This is a genomic window from Noviherbaspirillum pedocola (genome assembly GCF_016632335.1).
Classification (GTDB): Bacteria; Pseudomonadota; Gammaproteobacteria; order Burkholderiales; family Burkholderiaceae_D; genus Noviherbaspirillum_A; species Noviherbaspirillum_A pedocola.
Genome location: NZ_JAEPBG010000003.1, coordinates 398656 through 413483 on the forward strand (window position 1 = coordinate 398656; position 14828 = coordinate 413483).

The following is a 14828-nucleotide window of genomic DNA, read 5'->3' on the forward strand; positions in this document are numbered from 1 at the left end:
TCGCTCCGTTCACTGGTTGAAGGACCCGGACAGCGGCGTGCCCAGATACGGGAATGCCGTGCCGTAGTCGGCTGCAGTCTTGCGCACCCCGTCGGTCAGCGCCAGTCCGCCAGCCGGCGCATCAGCGGGCTTGCAGCCCACCTGCAAGGCATCGGTGTCGCCAGTCAGCACGCACAATGCCCCCATGGCCACGCGCAGCGAAACGTCGACGATGTCATCCGCGGGACGGCGGCCATTCGGGAAGCCGGCCTTGTCGCCGCCGGCTACGCCGAGAGCGTTTTGCGATGCGGCGGGCGTCGGCGCGATCGACGTGTTCAGGCGCAGCATTTCCGAAGGCGTGACGTTGGCAGGCTGGTTCACCCCCTTGATACCCTTCAGAAACGCCGTCACCAGATCCGTGCGCGGCAGGTTCGTCGGCGCCTTGGCCGATGGGAAGAGCGTCTGCACCAGCGCTGGCAGCGTCGGGTTGGTCACGTAGGTGAGGAACTGGGCATCATCCTTCGGCTTGGAAGCATTGAAGCGGTCCTTGTCTTCCAGTCCTATGATCACCTCGTTGACGAGCGGCATGCCTAGCCGCGATACCTGCGCCCATGCACCGCCTTCCTTGGTCGCGTTCCCCAGGCCCGAAGCCGGCGCCGGATTGATGAGCCTGCCCTGGCGCAGGCTCGCCGTGGTCCAGGCGCCGATGACCGGATCGCCGCCGGCCGTCAGGCAGGAGATCGGCACTTCCACCGCGATCGTGCTGATGTTCTTGTTCTCCAGATCGTTCTTGTTGCCAGCGTTTTCCGGGCCGAGCGGGTTCAGGTTGAACAGGTCGAAGATTTTGCCGACGGCGATATAGAACGGCTCCTTGCGCTGGCCGACGAAGACGCGGCCATTGCCGCAGCCCGGGATGGAAACGTTATAGATATGCTGGCTGGCATAGGCTTCGTAGCCGCCGGGAAAGGTCTTGTCGCCGATGTTGTCGACAGGCTTGTCGAATTCGGCGCCGCTGGGTCCGGTAATGCTTGCCCGGGTGCCGCTGCGCCGGTCGCCGCGGACGATGTCCACCGTATAGGTTTCCCGTACATTCAGCGATGCGGGATTGACGGCGCCGATCGTGTTCGAATTGATCAGCGGAATCGCTACCTGCTTGTCCCCGATCGGCAGTGCTGTGCGCTTCGACGTGCTCTTGAAATGGAACTGGAAGGTGAGGTCTTCCTTGGCGTCGCCATTGTTGTCGACATGGATTTCATACAGGGCATTCGGATCGAACTGGTAGAAGTTCGGTCCGCCCTGCGGATCCTGGAAAGGAATGTAGTTGGCAATCAGTGTCACATAATCCTGGCGTCCCGATTCATAGCTTCGGAACATGTAGAAGTCGGTGCCGTCGACTTTCGGCGCGCCGGTAATGAAAGGGCCTTCACGGTGGCTGGAAGCCATTGCTGGCATGCTCGCAATGCTGGCCACAGAGGCAGCCAACAACGTGGTTTTTACGATGGAACTGAAGCCCGGACGTCGCATGTTCATCTCCTTGCATGGTTTGGTTCGATAGGTGTGACCGGATGTAACCAACAGGCGGCAGTGATTCTACGAAGCGACTGGACGAACGGATTCAAGTACTTTCGGTTGCGATGGCAATCCTTGTTTGCGCGCATGCTTTGCGTCAGAAATGAACACACCGGCGCGGAAAGCGGCCGGAAAACGCGGCATGTCTAGGTCAGGAAGAAGGGATGGTTCGACGCAGGCTTTCCCGCGATTTCAAACGATTACGGTCGCTCCAGCACCAGGACCGTATCGATCACTCGGATCACGCGATCGAACTGATGGACGTCATGGGTGCTGATGTCGGCATACTTTTAGACACCCGGCATATCACCGGGCCGCCGGGCTGGCGTGCATTCGGCGAGCCGCCTTTTCACGCCAGCCAGGGCACCAGCAGGCGATTGATCTCATCCGCGCCGTCGTATTGCACCCAGTGGCCGGCGCCCGGCACGATATGTGTCCGAACGCGGGGACAGGCATCCTTCAGCACGCGAAGGACCGCTTCGGGGTCCGCTGTCACATCATGCTCACCCCAGACGACAAGCGCTTCGGCATCGGTCTGTCCGAGCGCGGCGTACAGGCCGCCGGAGCGCGCCAGCCCCTTGCTGCGAAAGCGCGTTCGGATGCAGGAATCGATATGCACCTGCAATGCCAGCGCATCGATGCGCGCAGGGTCATGCAGCATGTGCATCGCCAGGTTATGGCGCATGATCTCGCCGAGCGCCGCCTCGTCATGCGCTTCCGCGGCGCCGCGCCACTGCAGCAGTTTGCCGCGTGGCCGGCGCAGACTGCCATGCCCTGCCGGCCCGAGCAGGGCCAGCCTGCGCACTTTGCCGCGAGTTGCCGCGATCTGCGCGGCGACCAGACCGCCGAAGGAAAAGCCAACCAGGTCGATGACGCCATCAACGCCAAAGAAGCTGTCGAGACCGGCGATGGTCGGCGCCACCACGGCTCCCAGATCCGCTGAAGTAGCGGCGTCCGAATCGCCATATCCCGGCATGTCGGGCAGCCAGACCGAATGTCGCTCGGAGAGCGCGGCGATGTTGCGGACCCAGTGCAGCCAGCTGCCATGGCCGCCATGCAGCAGCACCACGGGCTTGCCCTCGCCGAAGCTGCGCCATGCCATGCGGCCGCCTTCGCATGCTGAAACATGACGCCGGGACAGGCTCTCAATCTGGCTTAGATAGGCTGCGGCTTCGGCGGCGCTTGAAGGCGGGGGCGCGGGATGAATGCTGTTGATGTTGGTCATACCGATTTCTGATTGACTTGCCGAACCCGACAGCACGACTGCCAGTTCACTCGGACCGTGCCGCATGCAGCGCCGAGACCGGCATGGCTTGGATTCAAAGAGAGGGGATTGTCTTGAATTGAGGCTTCGCCGTCAAACCGTTAGAGCGTATTCGCCCCGACCATCCTCATGGCACTTTGCGCGCCGGCAAGGCCAGCGACGAAACACCATTAGTCACAAGCACATTGGAAACATCAGCAGATGAATGCAGCATTGAAGAGCGCTGCACTGGCAGCGAGCTCAGCGATGCCAGCGCTCATGGACTCAATGAACGGGTCGCGATTCCCCGGCTGTATGACGGCCGCGAATTCATGTTCCGGATGGTGAAGGCCTTCGCACAATAAGCGCGACAGTAACCGGCGTCGCCTGCTGAATGCGACGCCGATCCGGTTGCGTCAGCACCCTATCGAAGGATCAGGACACGAAGTCTGGCTGATTCTGCGGCGCAGCCGCGATAAAAGCTGGATGCGCCATGCAACGCGCATACACCGCTTCAACGCGCGGAAACCCGGACAGGTCGCAGCTCATGCGCATCGCATTGGCTACCTGCGGTACCAGGCAGCAGTCGGCCAGTGTCGGCTCGTCGCCCACACAGAAGGCACCTGGCGGCAGCGCCGTCAGCAGGGCCTCCACCGCGGACAAGCCTTCAGCGACCCAGTGCCTGTACCAGGCCGATTTCGCCGCCTCGTCCACGCCCAGCGTGCCGGTCAGGTATTTCAGCACGCGCAGGTTATTGATCGGGTGGATTTCGCAGGCAATGGTCTGCGCGATTTCCAGCACCCGGGCGCGCTCGATGCCGGCATCGGGTATCAGCCGCGGCTCGGGGTACTTCTGGTCGAGATAATCGATGATGGCCATCGACTGGGTCAGCTTCACATCGCCATCGACCAGCGTCGGCACGATGCCGGCCGGGCTGAGCGATCGGTAATCCTCCCTGCCCTGCTCACCGCTGCGCAGATTCACGGCGGCGTATTCGTACGAAAGGCCCTTCAGCGCCAGCGCGATGCGCACGCGGAAGGACGTGGAGCTGTTGAAGAAGCTGTGGAGTTTCATGGTGCTGTTCATGTCTGTGAATTGATGCTGGAGCGCCCTCGTTTGCAAGGCATCGATGTCGAAACCATGGCAAGGATAGCCGCAAGTCGTGCCATCAGGCGGCCGGGCGCACATACGTGCCCGGCGTTCCTTTCATGCCGAAATCAAAAGGCCTTCTGATCGGCGAACTTGTCGAACTCGATGCTGTAAATGCCGCCTTCGCGCTGCTCGGTGCGGCGTATGTAGACCGTCTGGGTCACATCACGGGTGTCGGGGTCGATCGCGACAGTGCCGCGCGGACTATCCCACTTCGCGCCTTTCAGCGCGCCGACGAACTTGCCGCCATCCGTATCGCCGCCTGTCTTGTTCAGCGCGGTGTAGATCGCCGCCATGCCGTCGTAGCCTGCCACCGACATGTAATTCGGGCGCATTTTCGTGCCATACGCTTTCGCATACGCGGCGACATACTCGCGGTTCAACGGCGACTCATGCGCGGTGGAGTAATGGCCGGCAGTGATCGCGCCCACCGCCGGCTTGCCGATGGCTTCGACGATGCTGTCGTCGACCAGGTCCACCGTGCCGAGCAGCTTCACGCCCGCCTTGTCCATGCCGCGCTCGGCCCAAGTCTTCATGAAAGCGATCGTGCCCTCGCCCGGCGGCAGGAACACGAAGACTGCATTCGGCTTCGCATCCTTGATACGTTGAATGTAGGAACCGAAATCGACATTCGAGACCGGCACCCGGACTTCGCCGAGCAGCTTCTGCCCGCCGGCCTCATATGCGTGCTTGAAGGCGGCGCCCGCGTCCAGGCCAGGCGCGAAATCCGCGACCAGGGTATAGACCTTATCGATCCGGTTGGCCAGCGCCCACTTCGCCATCGGCTGCGACAGCTGCGGCAAGGTATGCGAGACGCGCACGACATAGGGGGACTTCGAAGTGAGAACCGACGCGGCCGCATTCATCACGACCATCGGCTTCTTCGCCTGGGTCGCTACGGCAGCCGTGGCGAGCGCGCCCGGCGACATGCCGAAGCCGGCCAGCACATCGGCATGGCTGTTGGTGACCAGCTCCTGGGCCAGCCGCTTGGTGAGCTCGGGCGCGGTGCCGGTGTCGTCCTTGACGATCAGCTCGATCCGCTTTCCCGCGACCGTATCGCCATGCGTGGCCATGTACAGCCTGGCGCCATTGCCGATCTGCATGCCGTAATCGGCGAAGGGACCGCTCAGCGGCAGGATCAGGCCGACCTTGATGGTTTCCTGCGCCCATGACGGCGCGGCTATGGCCAATGCAGCCGCGGCCGCCAACAACGTTCTGTTCATCCTGTCTCCTCCCGCCTCGCATGCGCTTGTTATCGCCGGCGCGTATCGCCGGCTGTCATCGCCGGATATTACGCGACGTTGACGCGGATGCCGCCAAGCTTGGCGATTTCGCCGACCATCGCCTGCCCCCGCTGCACCGGGCCCACGCCTTCGGGCGTGCCGGAAAGGATCAGATCGCCTGGCTGCAGCTCGAACAGCGTCGACAGGTTGGCGATGACTTCCGGCACCGACCAGATCAGGTGGGTGATATCGCTCTTCTGCTTTACCTGTCCATCGACCTCGAGACGAATTTCGCCGTCATTCACATGACCGACGCGCGAGACCGGATACACCGGGCCGATCGGTGCGGAATAGTCGAAGGCCTTGCCGATTTCCCATGGACGTCCGGCTTCGCGCATCTTGATCTGCAGATCACGCCGGGTCATGTCCAGGCCGACTGCGTAGCCGTAGATATGCGCGCTCGCGTCTTCGACCGAGATATTCTTGCCGCCCTTTCCTATGCATACCACCAGCTCGAGTTCGTAATGGTAGTTGCCGGTCAGGTCCGGATACGGAATCGTCACGGTTTCGCCTTCCGGCACCACGACCACGGACTTGTCGTCATTCGGCTTGCAGAAGAAGAAAGGCGGCTCGCGGTCCGGGTCGAAGCCCATTTCGCGCGCATGGGCTGCATAGTTGCGGCCGACGCAATACACGCGGCGCACCGGGAAAAGCGCCGCTTCGCCGATAACGGGAAGGCCGACGATGGCTTGTGGCTGGATAACGTAATTCGACATGATGAGTGATGCCTGGTTGTGGAAAGAAAAGGCGCAAAGGGCGCGGACGCGATGGGTCCGCGCAGGACCTCAGTCCAGAAACTCTTCGCGCAGTATGCCGAGCGCCTCGTGGATAGGCCGGTCGGAAAAGCTGAACAGCACGGCTTCCTGCTCGGTATCAAACGAGACCTTCGACCAGGATGGCGCGACGAACACATCCTGCGGCTCGAAGGTGTAGCGCTGATCATTGATCTGCACGTTGCCGCGGCCTTCGGTGACGCAGTACACAGTGCCATCCGTGGAACGATGCGGCTTGCCGCGGAAGCCCTTCGGCAGCAATTGCATGCAGGTGCCGATGGTGGGCATGGCCCAGCCGCCAGTGGTCGGGTTGATGTATTTCATCTTCACGCCGTGCCAGGCGTCGATCTCGCCGTTGCGCTCCAGCGTGTACAGCGCCTCGCGGGTGCGGCTGTACGGATAGCTGAAGATCGGCGAGGTCAGGCCCGAGCGCTGATGGCGCACCGGCGCCATGTTGGCGCCGAAGCGCGCATAGCTGCTGCCCTCGGGATGGCGCACGGTCTGCGACTTGCTGTCGTCGTTTTCGGCGAAGCCGGCGTCGAAGAAGCGCAGCGTCGGAATGTCGAGGCCATCGAGCCAGACGACGGGTTCCGTGACATCGTCGACGCCTTCGTTGCCATGGTCATGCCAGCGCCACGACGGCGTGATGATGAAGTCGCCGGGATGCATCGTGGTGCGCTCGCCTTCGACCGTGGTGTAGGCGCCGCGGCCATCGACGACGAAGCGCAGCGCCGATTGCACATGACGATGCGAAGGCGCGACCTCGCCCGGCAGTATCAATTGCAGGCCGGCATACAGCGACTGGGTAATCGCCGACTGACCAGGCAATCCCGGGTTCTCCAGGATCAGCACGCGCCGCACCGCCTCCTCCGCGGTGATCAATTCGCCGGACTGCATCAGGAAAGGCTTCACCTCGCGATAACGCCACAGCGCCGGCACGCAAGCCGTGGTCGGGCTCTTCGGCACCAGCGCATGCAGCACTTCCCACAGCGGCGTCAGATGCAGCGGGCGCATCGCTTCATACAGCGCCTCACGCGCCGGGTTCGGTCTGTGTTGGTCCATGTCTCTAGGCTTCCTTCATCGTCTTCATTGTTCCCGGCCCTTGCCACCTGCCGCTGCAATCACCACCGCGGCGAGACCCGCGATGAAGACAGGCGCCGCGCCGATCAGGAACACATGGCGCATATCCCATTGCAGGTTGATCAGGAAACCGCCGACCACGGGGCCCAGGATGGAGCCGATGCGACCCACGCCCAGCGCCCAGCCCACGCCAGTGGCGCGGATCTCGGTCGGATAACTTTTCGCCGCCAGCGCATTCGCGCCGATCTGCCCGCCGACCACGCAAAAGCCGGCGCCGAAGATGGACGTCACCAGCAGCAGGGTCGAATGCGTGCTCATGCCGACCGCCACCACGAAGGCCGCGGCGAGGAAGTAGATCGCGGCAAGCGCCTTGAATGGCGACACCTTGTCGAACACGCGGCCGAGCACCAGCGTGCCCACGGTGCCGCCGACCTGCAGCATCGCGGTGATCACCGCCGCCTGGCTGACCGAGATGCCGGCGTCGTTGATCACGGTCGGCAGCCAGTTCGACAGGAAGTACAGGTCCATCAGGCTCATGAAGAACACGACCCACAGCAGACAGGTCAGCAGCGCGCGCTTGCCGGCGAACAGCTGCGCCACGGGAAATTTTTTGTGGCTTTCGCCATCGGCGATGAAGCGGGTCTTGGGTCCAGCGACGAAACCGGGGTCGATGCGCGCGAGAGTGTGGCGCACCTTCTCTTCACGTCCACCCTTCGCCACCAGGAAGCGTACCGATTCCGGCAAGGCCTTCGCCAGATACAGGGCAGCGAGGATGGGCAGCACGCCGCCGACGATGAATACCGATTGCCAGCCGTATTCGCGAATGAGACCGGCCGCAGCCAGCCCGCCCAGCGCGGCGCCGAGCGAGAAGCCGCAGAACATCACCATCACCGCGGTGGCGCGCACCCGTTCCGGCGCGAACTCGCTGGTCAGCGCGATCGCGTTCGGCATCACGCAGCCCAGGCCCAAGCCAGTCAACAGGCGCAGCATGAGCAGCGATTGCACCGAGCCGGCTCCGGCGGTTGCCAGGGACAGCAGACCGAAGGCGACCATGCCGCACAACAGCACCGGCCGGCGGCCGAAACGGTCCGACAGCGGCCCGCCGATCAGGGCGCCCAGCATCAGGCCGACCAGGCTGGCAGCGAATACCGGCGCAAGCGTGCTACGCGCGATGCCCATGGTCTTCACGATGGCCGGCGCGACATAGCCGATCGCCTGGGTATCGAAGCCATCGAGAAATACCACCAGCGCGCACATGGCCGTTACCAGCAGCTGGTAGCGACCGAAGCGGCGCGTGTCGATGAATTCGCGGACATTCAAGGTGTCCAGTTTGGTCATTGCGGTGTCTCCTCGCATTGTTATCTTTTGTATGGGGACGCATGCGCGGTTTGCGCGGATGCGTCTTGGTGCATGAGCGGCATGCGGCTCGCGCCGCGCAGGCCTTACGCCGCCTTGCGGCCCGACAGGCCAGCCACGGTAAAGCCCGCGACCTGCTTGTACCGATTCGAAATCGCTTGCAGCTCTTCGCGGCTGATCACGGCATCGATATTGTCGAAGGGCTTGCCGCCGGTTCGTTCATGCACCGTTTGCAGGATCGCATCCGGCGGCGCGACGCGGTTCATCAGGACCACCTCGCCGGTGGCCTTGGCGCGGATGCGCTCGTATTCGGCCAGCGCCGCCGGCGTCGCGCCGGCATCGCGGATCGCGGCAGCCAGGCAAGGGCCGTCGAGTATCGCCTGGCCCGCGCCGTTCGATCCGCGCGGCACCATCGGGTGCGCGGCATCGCCCAGGAGGGTCACGCGGCCGAAAGTCCAGCGCGGCAACGGGTCCTGATCGACCATCGGATATTCGAGGATGTTCCCGGTGCCTTCGATCATGCCGGCGACATCGAGCCAGTCGAAATGCCAGTCGGCAAAGGCCGGAAAGAAATCCTCCAGACGGCCGCGGCCGTTCCAGTCGCGCCGCGCCGGTTGCGGCGCTTCGATCTCGGCGACCCAGTTGATCAGCTGGCTACCCTGACCGTCGACATTGTTGCGCACCGGGTAGATCACCATCTTGCCCACCGACAGCCATCCGGCGCGCACCATCGATGCGCCCGACAGGAAGGGCTTCATCACCGTGGTGCCGCGCCACATGTTCACGCCGGAATAGCGCGGCGCGCCTTCGTCCGGATATAAGGCCTTGCGCAGTACCGAGTGGATGCCGTCGCAGCCCACCGCCAGCGCGGCGCGCACCGGCTCGCGCTCGTGTCCCGTGCCATCGTCAAAGCGCAGCAGCACGCCATCGTCATCCTGCTCGATGCCGCTGCAGCGATGACCCAGCGCAACCGCGTCCGCGCCGAGGCGCTCGCGCACTGCCTCCAGCAGCGCTTCCTGCAGATCGCCGCGATGAATGGAGAACTGCGGCCAGGCGTAGCCTGCGTCGCGGCCGGCCGGCTCGCTGTAGACGAACTGGCCGAAGCGGTTGAAGAAAATCGATTCCTTCGTAGTGACGGCCACCGCGGCCAGGCGGTCCAGCATCTTCAGCTCGTCCATGACGCGCACCGCATGCGGCAGCAGGTTCACGCCCGCGCCCAGCGGTCGGATCTCCGCCACCGCCTCGTACACCTTGCAGGAGATGCCCTGCGCATGCAGGGATAGCGCCAGCGTCAGGCCGCCGATGCCGGCGCCGATGATGGCTACGTCGTGCTGCTTGATCATTCCGTGTCTCCTCGAATTCCGCTGTGCTGTGGCCTGTTGTGATCCGTCTCTCGGACATGGCGTCATTAGACACCAGCGCTTCGCATTATTAAAATTTAAGTTTCATATCGATTCACAATTAATTCTTATGAATATCTCGCTGCGTCAGTTGAAGGCCTTCACCCAGACCGCGCGCCTGGGCAGCTTCACGCGTGCCGCCGAGCAACTGCACATCACACAAGCCGGCTTGAGCATCATGATTCGCGAGCTCGAAACCCAGCTCGACTGTCGCCTGTTCGACCGCACTACCCGCGCGCTGGTGCTGACCGCCGCCGGCGAACGCTTCCTGCCCGTGGCGCAGCGCACGCTGGCCGAGCTGGAGGCGGCAGCAGCGCAACTGGGCGAAATGACCGAGAAGGCGCGCCAGACGCTGCGCATCGCCGCCACGCCGCTGGTGTCATCGAACCTGCTGCCGACGGTATGTCGCGCATTCCGCCTGCGTCATCCTGAAGTGACGATACGGGTGACCGATACGGCGCTGGACGGGGTGGCGGCCCTGGTGCAAAGCGGTGAAGTCGACTTCGGCATGGGATTCTTCTTCAAGGCGCAGCGCGGAGTGGAGCGGGTGCCGCTGTATGCCTTTCCCCTGATGCTGGTAACGCCTGCAGTGGATGAATGGGAAGCGCAGCATGGCATTGCCGGCGCGGGCGCGGCGGTGACATGGAAGGCGGTCAAGCCGCTGCCCCTGATCGGGCTGCCGCCGGAGAATCCGATACAGGACGTCATCGAGACCCATCTTGCGCAGATCAGCCGCGCCAATGAGGAACGGCTCACCTTCAACCATGTCGACACCCTGGTGGCCATGGTTGCCGCCGGAATGGGCGCGGCCATCATGCCGTCCTTCGCAATGGTTGCCTGCCGGCGCCAGCCGGTGCATACCCGTGCGCTGAAGTCGCCGTCGGTGTCGCTGAATTTCTACCGCATTGCGCGCCGCGGCGGTGCCGAAACCCCGGCTGCCGCGGCGTTCACCGCAATGCTGATCGAAGCGCTTCCGGGCCTGGTGGGGAAGCACGGGAACGATGCATGAAACCGGGCAGCGCAGACTGTTCGTGCATCACGAATGCGGCCTTTAACCGGCCGGCATAACGGGGCCATGTTGAGCACTACAATGCTTGCCACGGTGACGCCTACTGGGCTGTTTGCGCGAGCGCGCCACCTGGCGCGGGTCTCAGGGCCGCCTGCACGTCAGCCATGAAGAAGATCAATGCTGCGAGTGCGTATCGAAGACACATCAGTCACCATGCGCATCGGCTTGCGTGGACTTCAGGCCGCGTGCCTGGCTCGGCGCGCTCGGCCTGCCCATCATGACGATACGTCGACCAGCTCGGCGATCTCGTCGACCTCGATCGCGCAACCGTGCCGGTTCCTGGTGCCATGCCCCCACGCCTGCACATGCGCGCCCGGTGTGAGATAGGTCACCAGTTCGGCCGCGGCATGAGGCGGCATGCGCAGTGACGTGCCGTTGTCGAGCAATGCGCCGCGCAGCTCACCCTTCGGTCCGAACAGCGATAGCAGCACTTCGCCGCTTGCTTCCATGGCACGGCGCTCGGTGTGCGGTCGGCGCGGCTTTTCGCCGTCGTGCTTCGGACCTTCATCGAGAATGACTTTGCCGCTTTTGGCTACGATCGCAACCGCGGCGATCATGTCCGCGCCACGCGGCTTGACGCCCCGCACGCGGACTTCATCGCCCAAGGCCACGTGGCGCGCGACCTGCTTGGACAGGTGCGGCGGGAAATGTACCTGCTGCCGCCGACGCGAGCGGAGCACGATGCCATCCAGTTCGCCGTGCGGATTGAGCAGAAAGCGGGTGACGATGCCGCGCGTTTCGGGAAGACTCTCGGGATCGATCCAATGCATATTGCTACTCCTTGTTGAAGGTTGGTCGGGGGTATGCGGCGTGCGCTGTCAGGGATGCGACGGGGTGCGCTCGTCGATGTGTTTCACGTTCCCTGGCGGTCCGAATGCCGTGACATGCAATGCCGTGCCGTATTGATTGCGCGTGCCATAACCTTGCGCAGCCACGTTCGCTCCTGCTCGCGCCAGGCGCTTTTGCACATCGCGCAGGGCTTCGCTAATGCCGAGCAATTGCGGCTCGCGCGATGGATTTTCTCGGTAAAGCTCGGCATTGCCTCGGCGGTGCCGGCGTTCGCCGCGATCGGCATAGCGATTGAGCGCGTCGGCGATCTGGTCGAGGTCCCGCTCGCCGAGCGCCGACGATAGCATCAGTCAGACTGCTGCCATGAGCAGGCCGCACAGGATGGCGAGCACGATCAAGATTGCGAGCAGCTGCATGGAGAACGGCGGTCGCGGCATGATCCACCTGCTTGCGAAAAACGGTGGGCATGCTCCCGATGCACTCAGGGCTTGGCGCGTCGACGTATTTCTTCACCCGCGATCGCTGCCAGTTCCGTTAGCGCACGCAGCTGTTCATCGTCGAGCGTCCTGGGCTGCCGGTCCAGCACGCAGAGTGTGCCTAGCCGATAGCCACGCCTGTCCATCAGCGAAACGCCCGCGTAAAAGCGTATGCAGGGAGCGCCGGTCACCAACGGATTATTCGCGAAGCGCCGGTCGGCCATCGCATCGGTGACGACGAAAGGACTGGGGCTCAGGATGGCGTGGCTGCAGAATGCCCATGCGCGCGGCGTCTCGGTCGCTTGCAAGCCAACGCGCGATTTGAACCACTGCCGTCGTGCGGTAAGCAGGGAAACCATCGCCATTGGCGTGCCGACGATGTGGCTTGCCAACCAGGTCAGTCGGTCGAATGTCCGTTCCGGCGCGGAGTCGATCAGGCCGGTTTCCGCCAGCGCCTTGAGCCGCCCGGCTTCATCGGCCGACACCGGATACTCCGGTGTCGTCGGCAGACGGAATTCGTCGCTGTCGAGCAAAGACGCATTCCCCGCGCCGGACATGCGCATGAGTGCCATGACCGCACTCTGCCTGACCCGTCGATGTCCCCCTGGCGTTTTCCACGATGGAATCATTCCGCTTTCCATCCACTGCTGAGCAGTGCTGACCGCCACGCCGAGCAGTTCGGCTGCGCCACGGGTGGTCAGTATCGGGTCGTCATTGCTTTCGGGTTCTTGCATCTTCTGTCTTGGTACGGATGTTGCGCCGGGGTGGCGCATCATAGCCTGATTCCGGGCAAGGGCTCGCATAATTCCCCGCCGGAAATGACGAAATTGACGATCATTGTTGCACAATAGAAATATATTGATATAATCTCAAGCGTTTCGTCTGTTGACCACGCCGTGTTGTCGTCCGTTTCGGGACACTGACTTCCAAAGTGTCCAGTCGTGCCGACGCACAGACCAATCCCGCAATTCGCGCTTGCAGCGGTAGATCCAAAGACAGTGGAAATCCATTCGCCTGTCGATTGCCTTCGCCTCATGCGGTTAGAAAATGGAGATACCAATGATGTTCAGGCTGTTGACCAGGCTGCGCCTGGTCACGAAATTCCGCATTCTCATCGGTAGCGCCATTCTCGGCGTCATCGTGATTTCGGCACTCGCATTGCAATCGGAACGCGCGCAAATGATCGAGGAGCGCAAAGCCGCCGTGCGCCAGTCAGTGGAGATCGCTTACGGCATAGTCCGGCAGCAGCACCAGCTGGCCCGGGATGGAAAGATATCGGAAGCGGTCGCGAAGCAAACCGCCATCGAACAGCTCCGATCGCTGCGCTTTGCCGGTGGCGAATACTTCTTCATCACTGACGAGCGTCCCTATATTGTTCTTCACCCGATCAAGCCCGAGCTCGAAGGCAAGGATGCCAGCAAGATCCTGGATACCCAGGGTCGCCCTGTATTCGTCAATATCGTCAATGCCACTCGCGGCAGCGGAGCAGGCCATGTCACCTATACCTGGCCCAAACCCGGAGAGTCGCAGCCGGTGCCCAAGATCTCTTACGCCAAGGCGTACGCGCCCTGGAACTGGGTCATTGGATCGGGAGAATACATCGACAACATCGATGCGGTGTTTCGCAGACATGCCTTGCTCGGTATTGGTGAAGCCACGGCGCTGGCGCTGCTGCTGCTGCTGATCGGCCGCGCGATTTCGAAAAGCATCATCGATCCGATCAATGCATCGATGCGCATAGCGACGGCGGTGGCTGCAGGCGATCTGACCCAGAACGTCGCGGTGGCTGGAAAGGATGAAGCAAGTCAGATGCTCGCCGCGCTCAATGCGATGAATGCCAGCCTCACCCACATCGTTGCGAATGTGCGCGATGGAGCGCAAAGCGTCAGCGCGGCATCCACTCAGATCGCTCGCGGCAACATGGATCTTTCCGCGCGCACGGAGCAGCAGGCATCATCCCTGGAAGAAACCGCTTCATCGATCGAGGAACTGACTTCGGCGGTCCAGCATAACGCCGGCAATGCGCAAAAAGCCAACCAGATGGCAACGTCGGCCTCGGAAATTGCCACCCGCGGCGGCGCGACCATGGCCGAGGTGGTTCAAACCATGGAAGACATCAACGGTTCGGCGCAAAGGATTGCGGACATCATCGGCACGATCGACGGCATCGCCTTCCAGACCAACATCCTGGCATTGAACGCTGCCGTGGAAGCGGCCCGGGCCGGAGAACAAGGCCGCGGTTTCGCCGTTGTCGCGGCCGAGGTGCGCACCCTGGCGCATCGTTCCGCTTCCGCTGCCAAGGAAATCAAGACGCTCATCGAGGAGTCTGTCAGCAAGGTCGCCTCGGGAAGCTCGCTGGTGCATGAGGCGGGCGACACGATGAAAGACATCGTTGCCCAGGTGCAGAGCGTAAGAGAGATGATGGCCGAGATACTCGCGGCGAACCAGGAACAGGCTACGGGCATCGAACAGGTGAACCGGGCAATCATCGACATGGATCAGGTCACGCAACAGAATGCCGCACTGGTGGAAGAATCCGCGGCGGCGGCCGACGCCATGCGTGGCCAGGCCGATGCGCTGACTCATGCGGTGTCGATCTTCAAGCTTGCCTGAGCAAGCCGTCCATGCCTGCGCCGATTCGGTCCTCTCGTGGCCGCCCCGG

At 62.9% G+C, this 14828-nt stretch carries 14 protein-coding genes; 3 read left to right on the plus strand and 11 right to left on the minus strand.

Going from position 1 to position 14828, the window contains the following annotated elements:
- Positions 1 to 9 precede the first annotated feature (9 nt).
- Positions 10 to 1503, minus strand: a complete 1494-nt coding sequence (locus JJB74_RS10270) for a DUF4331 domain-containing protein (RefSeq protein ID WP_200591756.1) — start codon at positions 1501 to 1503, stop codon at positions 10 to 12.
- Positions 1504 to 1897: 394 nt separating this feature from the next.
- A complete protein-coding gene (locus JJB74_RS10275; protein ID WP_234484083.1) occupies positions 1898 to 2773 on the minus strand; it encodes an alpha/beta fold hydrolase in 876 nt (291 codons plus the stop codon).
- A gap of 176 nt (positions 2774 to 2949) precedes the next feature.
- Between JJB74_RS10275 and JJB74_RS10280 the strand changes: the two genes are divergently transcribed.
- The gene (locus tag JJB74_RS10280; protein WP_200591757.1) at positions 2950 to 3156 is read left to right on the plus strand and encodes a hypothetical protein; all 207 of its coding nucleotides are present in this window, start codon (positions 2950 to 2952) and stop codon (positions 3154 to 3156) included.
- A gap of 70 nt (positions 3157 to 3226) precedes the next feature.
- On the opposite strand, the gene maiA is transcribed toward JJB74_RS10280, so the two are convergent.
- The 6 genes from maiA to JJB74_RS10310 form a co-directional block, all read right to left on the minus strand.
- Complete coding sequence (gene maiA, locus JJB74_RS10285; protein WP_200591758.1) at positions 3227 to 3865, minus strand: maleylacetoacetate isomerase; 639 nt, start codon at positions 3863 to 3865, stop codon at positions 3227 to 3229.
- A 143-nt stretch (positions 3866 to 4008) separates the two neighbouring features.
- A complete protein-coding gene (locus tag JJB74_RS10290) occupies positions 4009 to 5163 on the minus strand; it encodes an ABC transporter substrate-binding protein (protein WP_200591759.1) in 1155 nt (384 codons plus the stop codon).
- A gap of 68 nt (positions 5164 to 5231) precedes the next feature.
- On the minus strand, positions 5232 to 5939 hold the full coding sequence (locus JJB74_RS10295) for a fumarylacetoacetate hydrolase family protein (RefSeq protein ID WP_200591760.1): 708 nt from the start codon (positions 5937 to 5939) through the stop codon (positions 5232 to 5234).
- Positions 5940 to 6008: 69 nt separating this feature from the next.
- Entirely contained in the window at positions 6009 to 7058 is a 1050-nt protein-coding gene (gtdA, locus tag JJB74_RS10300) for a gentisate 1,2-dioxygenase (protein WP_200591761.1), read from the minus strand.
- Positions 7059 to 7082: 24 nt separating this feature from the next.
- Positions 7083 to 8414, minus strand: coding sequence for an MFS transporter (locus JJB74_RS10305; protein ID WP_200591762.1), 1332 nt, complete (start codon positions 8412 to 8414; stop codon positions 7083 to 7085).
- A gap of 104 nt (positions 8415 to 8518) precedes the next feature.
- Positions 8519 to 9775 carry a flavin-dependent oxidoreductase gene (locus tag JJB74_RS10310; protein ID WP_200591763.1) on the minus strand — a complete coding sequence of 419 codons (1257 nt, stop codon included), beginning with the start codon at positions 9773 to 9775 and terminating at the stop codon, positions 8519 to 8521.
- A 127-nt stretch (positions 9776 to 9902) separates the two neighbouring features.
- On the opposite strand from JJB74_RS10310, the gene JJB74_RS10315 reads away from it, so the two are divergent.
- On the plus strand, positions 9903 to 10841 hold the full coding sequence (locus tag JJB74_RS10315; protein ID WP_200591764.1) for a LysR family transcriptional regulator: 939 nt from the start codon (positions 9903 to 9905) through the stop codon (positions 10839 to 10841).
- 275 nt (positions 10842 to 11116) lie between these two features.
- Here JJB74_RS10315 and JJB74_RS10320 read toward each other — a convergent pair whose 3' ends face one another.
- The 3 genes from JJB74_RS10320 to JJB74_RS10330 form a co-directional block, all read right to left on the minus strand.
- Positions 11117 to 11671, minus strand: coding sequence for a hypothetical protein (locus JJB74_RS10320; RefSeq protein ID WP_200591765.1), 555 nt, complete (start codon positions 11669 to 11671; stop codon positions 11117 to 11119).
- 48 nt (positions 11672 to 11719) lie between these two features.
- On the minus strand, positions 11720 to 12037 hold the full coding sequence (locus JJB74_RS10325; RefSeq protein ID WP_200591922.1) for a hypothetical protein: 318 nt from the start codon (positions 12035 to 12037) through the stop codon (positions 11720 to 11722).
- Positions 12038 to 12171: 134 nt separating this feature from the next.
- On the minus strand, positions 12172 to 12900 hold the full coding sequence (locus JJB74_RS10330) for a GAF domain-containing protein (protein WP_200591766.1): 729 nt from the start codon (positions 12898 to 12900) through the stop codon (positions 12172 to 12174).
- Between the two features lie 325 nt (positions 12901 to 13225).
- Here JJB74_RS10330 and JJB74_RS33915 point away from each other — a divergent pair, with 325 nt between their 5' ends.
- Positions 13226 to 14779, plus strand: coding sequence for a methyl-accepting chemotaxis protein (locus tag JJB74_RS33915; protein ID WP_200591767.1), 1554 nt, complete (start codon positions 13226 to 13228; stop codon positions 14777 to 14779).
- Positions 14780 to 14828: the final 49 nt, after the last annotated feature.

Excerpts from the sequence above, each read along its gene's own strand:
- JJB74_RS10330 (WP_200591766.1), bottom strand. The coding sequence starts at position 12,900 with ATGCAAGAACCCGAAAGCAATGACGACCCGATACTGACCACCCGTGGC.
- JJB74_RS10290 (WP_200591759.1), bottom strand. The coding sequence starts at position 5,163 with ATGAACAGAACGTTGTTGGCGGCCGCGGCTGCATTGGCCATAGCCGCG.
- JJB74_RS33915 (WP_200591767.1), top strand. The coding sequence starts at position 13,226 with ATGATGTTCAGGCTGTTGACCAGGCTGCGCCTGGTCACGAAATTCCGC.
- maiA (WP_200591758.1), bottom strand. The coding sequence starts at position 3,865 with ATGAAACTCCACAGCTTCTTCAACAGCTCCACGTCCTTCCGCGTGCGC.
- JJB74_RS10305 (WP_200591762.1), bottom strand. The coding sequence starts at position 8,414 with ATGACCAAACTGGACACCTTGAATGTCCGCGAATTCATCGACACGCGC.
- JJB74_RS10270 (WP_200591756.1), bottom strand. The coding sequence starts at position 1,503 with ATGCGACGTCCGGGCTTCAGTTCCATCGTAAAAACCACGTTGTTGGCT.
- JJB74_RS10315 (WP_200591764.1), top strand. The coding sequence starts at position 9,903 with ATGAATATCTCGCTGCGTCAGTTGAAGGCCTTCACCCAGACCGCGCGC.
- JJB74_RS10310 (WP_200591763.1), bottom strand. The coding sequence starts at position 9,775 with ATGATCAAGCAGCACGACGTAGCCATCATCGGCGCCGGCATCGGCGGC.
- JJB74_RS10295 (WP_200591760.1), bottom strand. The coding sequence starts at position 5,939 with ATGTCGAATTACGTTATCCAGCCACAAGCCATCGTCGGCCTTCCCGTT.
- gtdA (WP_200591761.1), bottom strand. The coding sequence starts at position 7,058 with ATGGACCAACACAGACCGAACCCGGCGCGTGAGGCGCTGTATGAAGCG.
- JJB74_RS10275 (WP_234484083.1), bottom strand. The coding sequence starts at position 2,773 with ATGACCAACATCAACAGCATTCATCCCGCGCCCCCGCCTTCAAGCGCC.
- JJB74_RS10320 (WP_200591765.1), bottom strand. The coding sequence starts at position 11,671 with ATGCATTGGATCGATCCCGAGAGTCTTCCCGAAACGCGCGGCATCGTC.
- JJB74_RS10325 (WP_200591922.1), bottom strand. The coding sequence starts at position 12,037 with ATGCTATCGTCGGCGCTCGGCGAGCGGGACCTCGACCAGATCGCCGAC.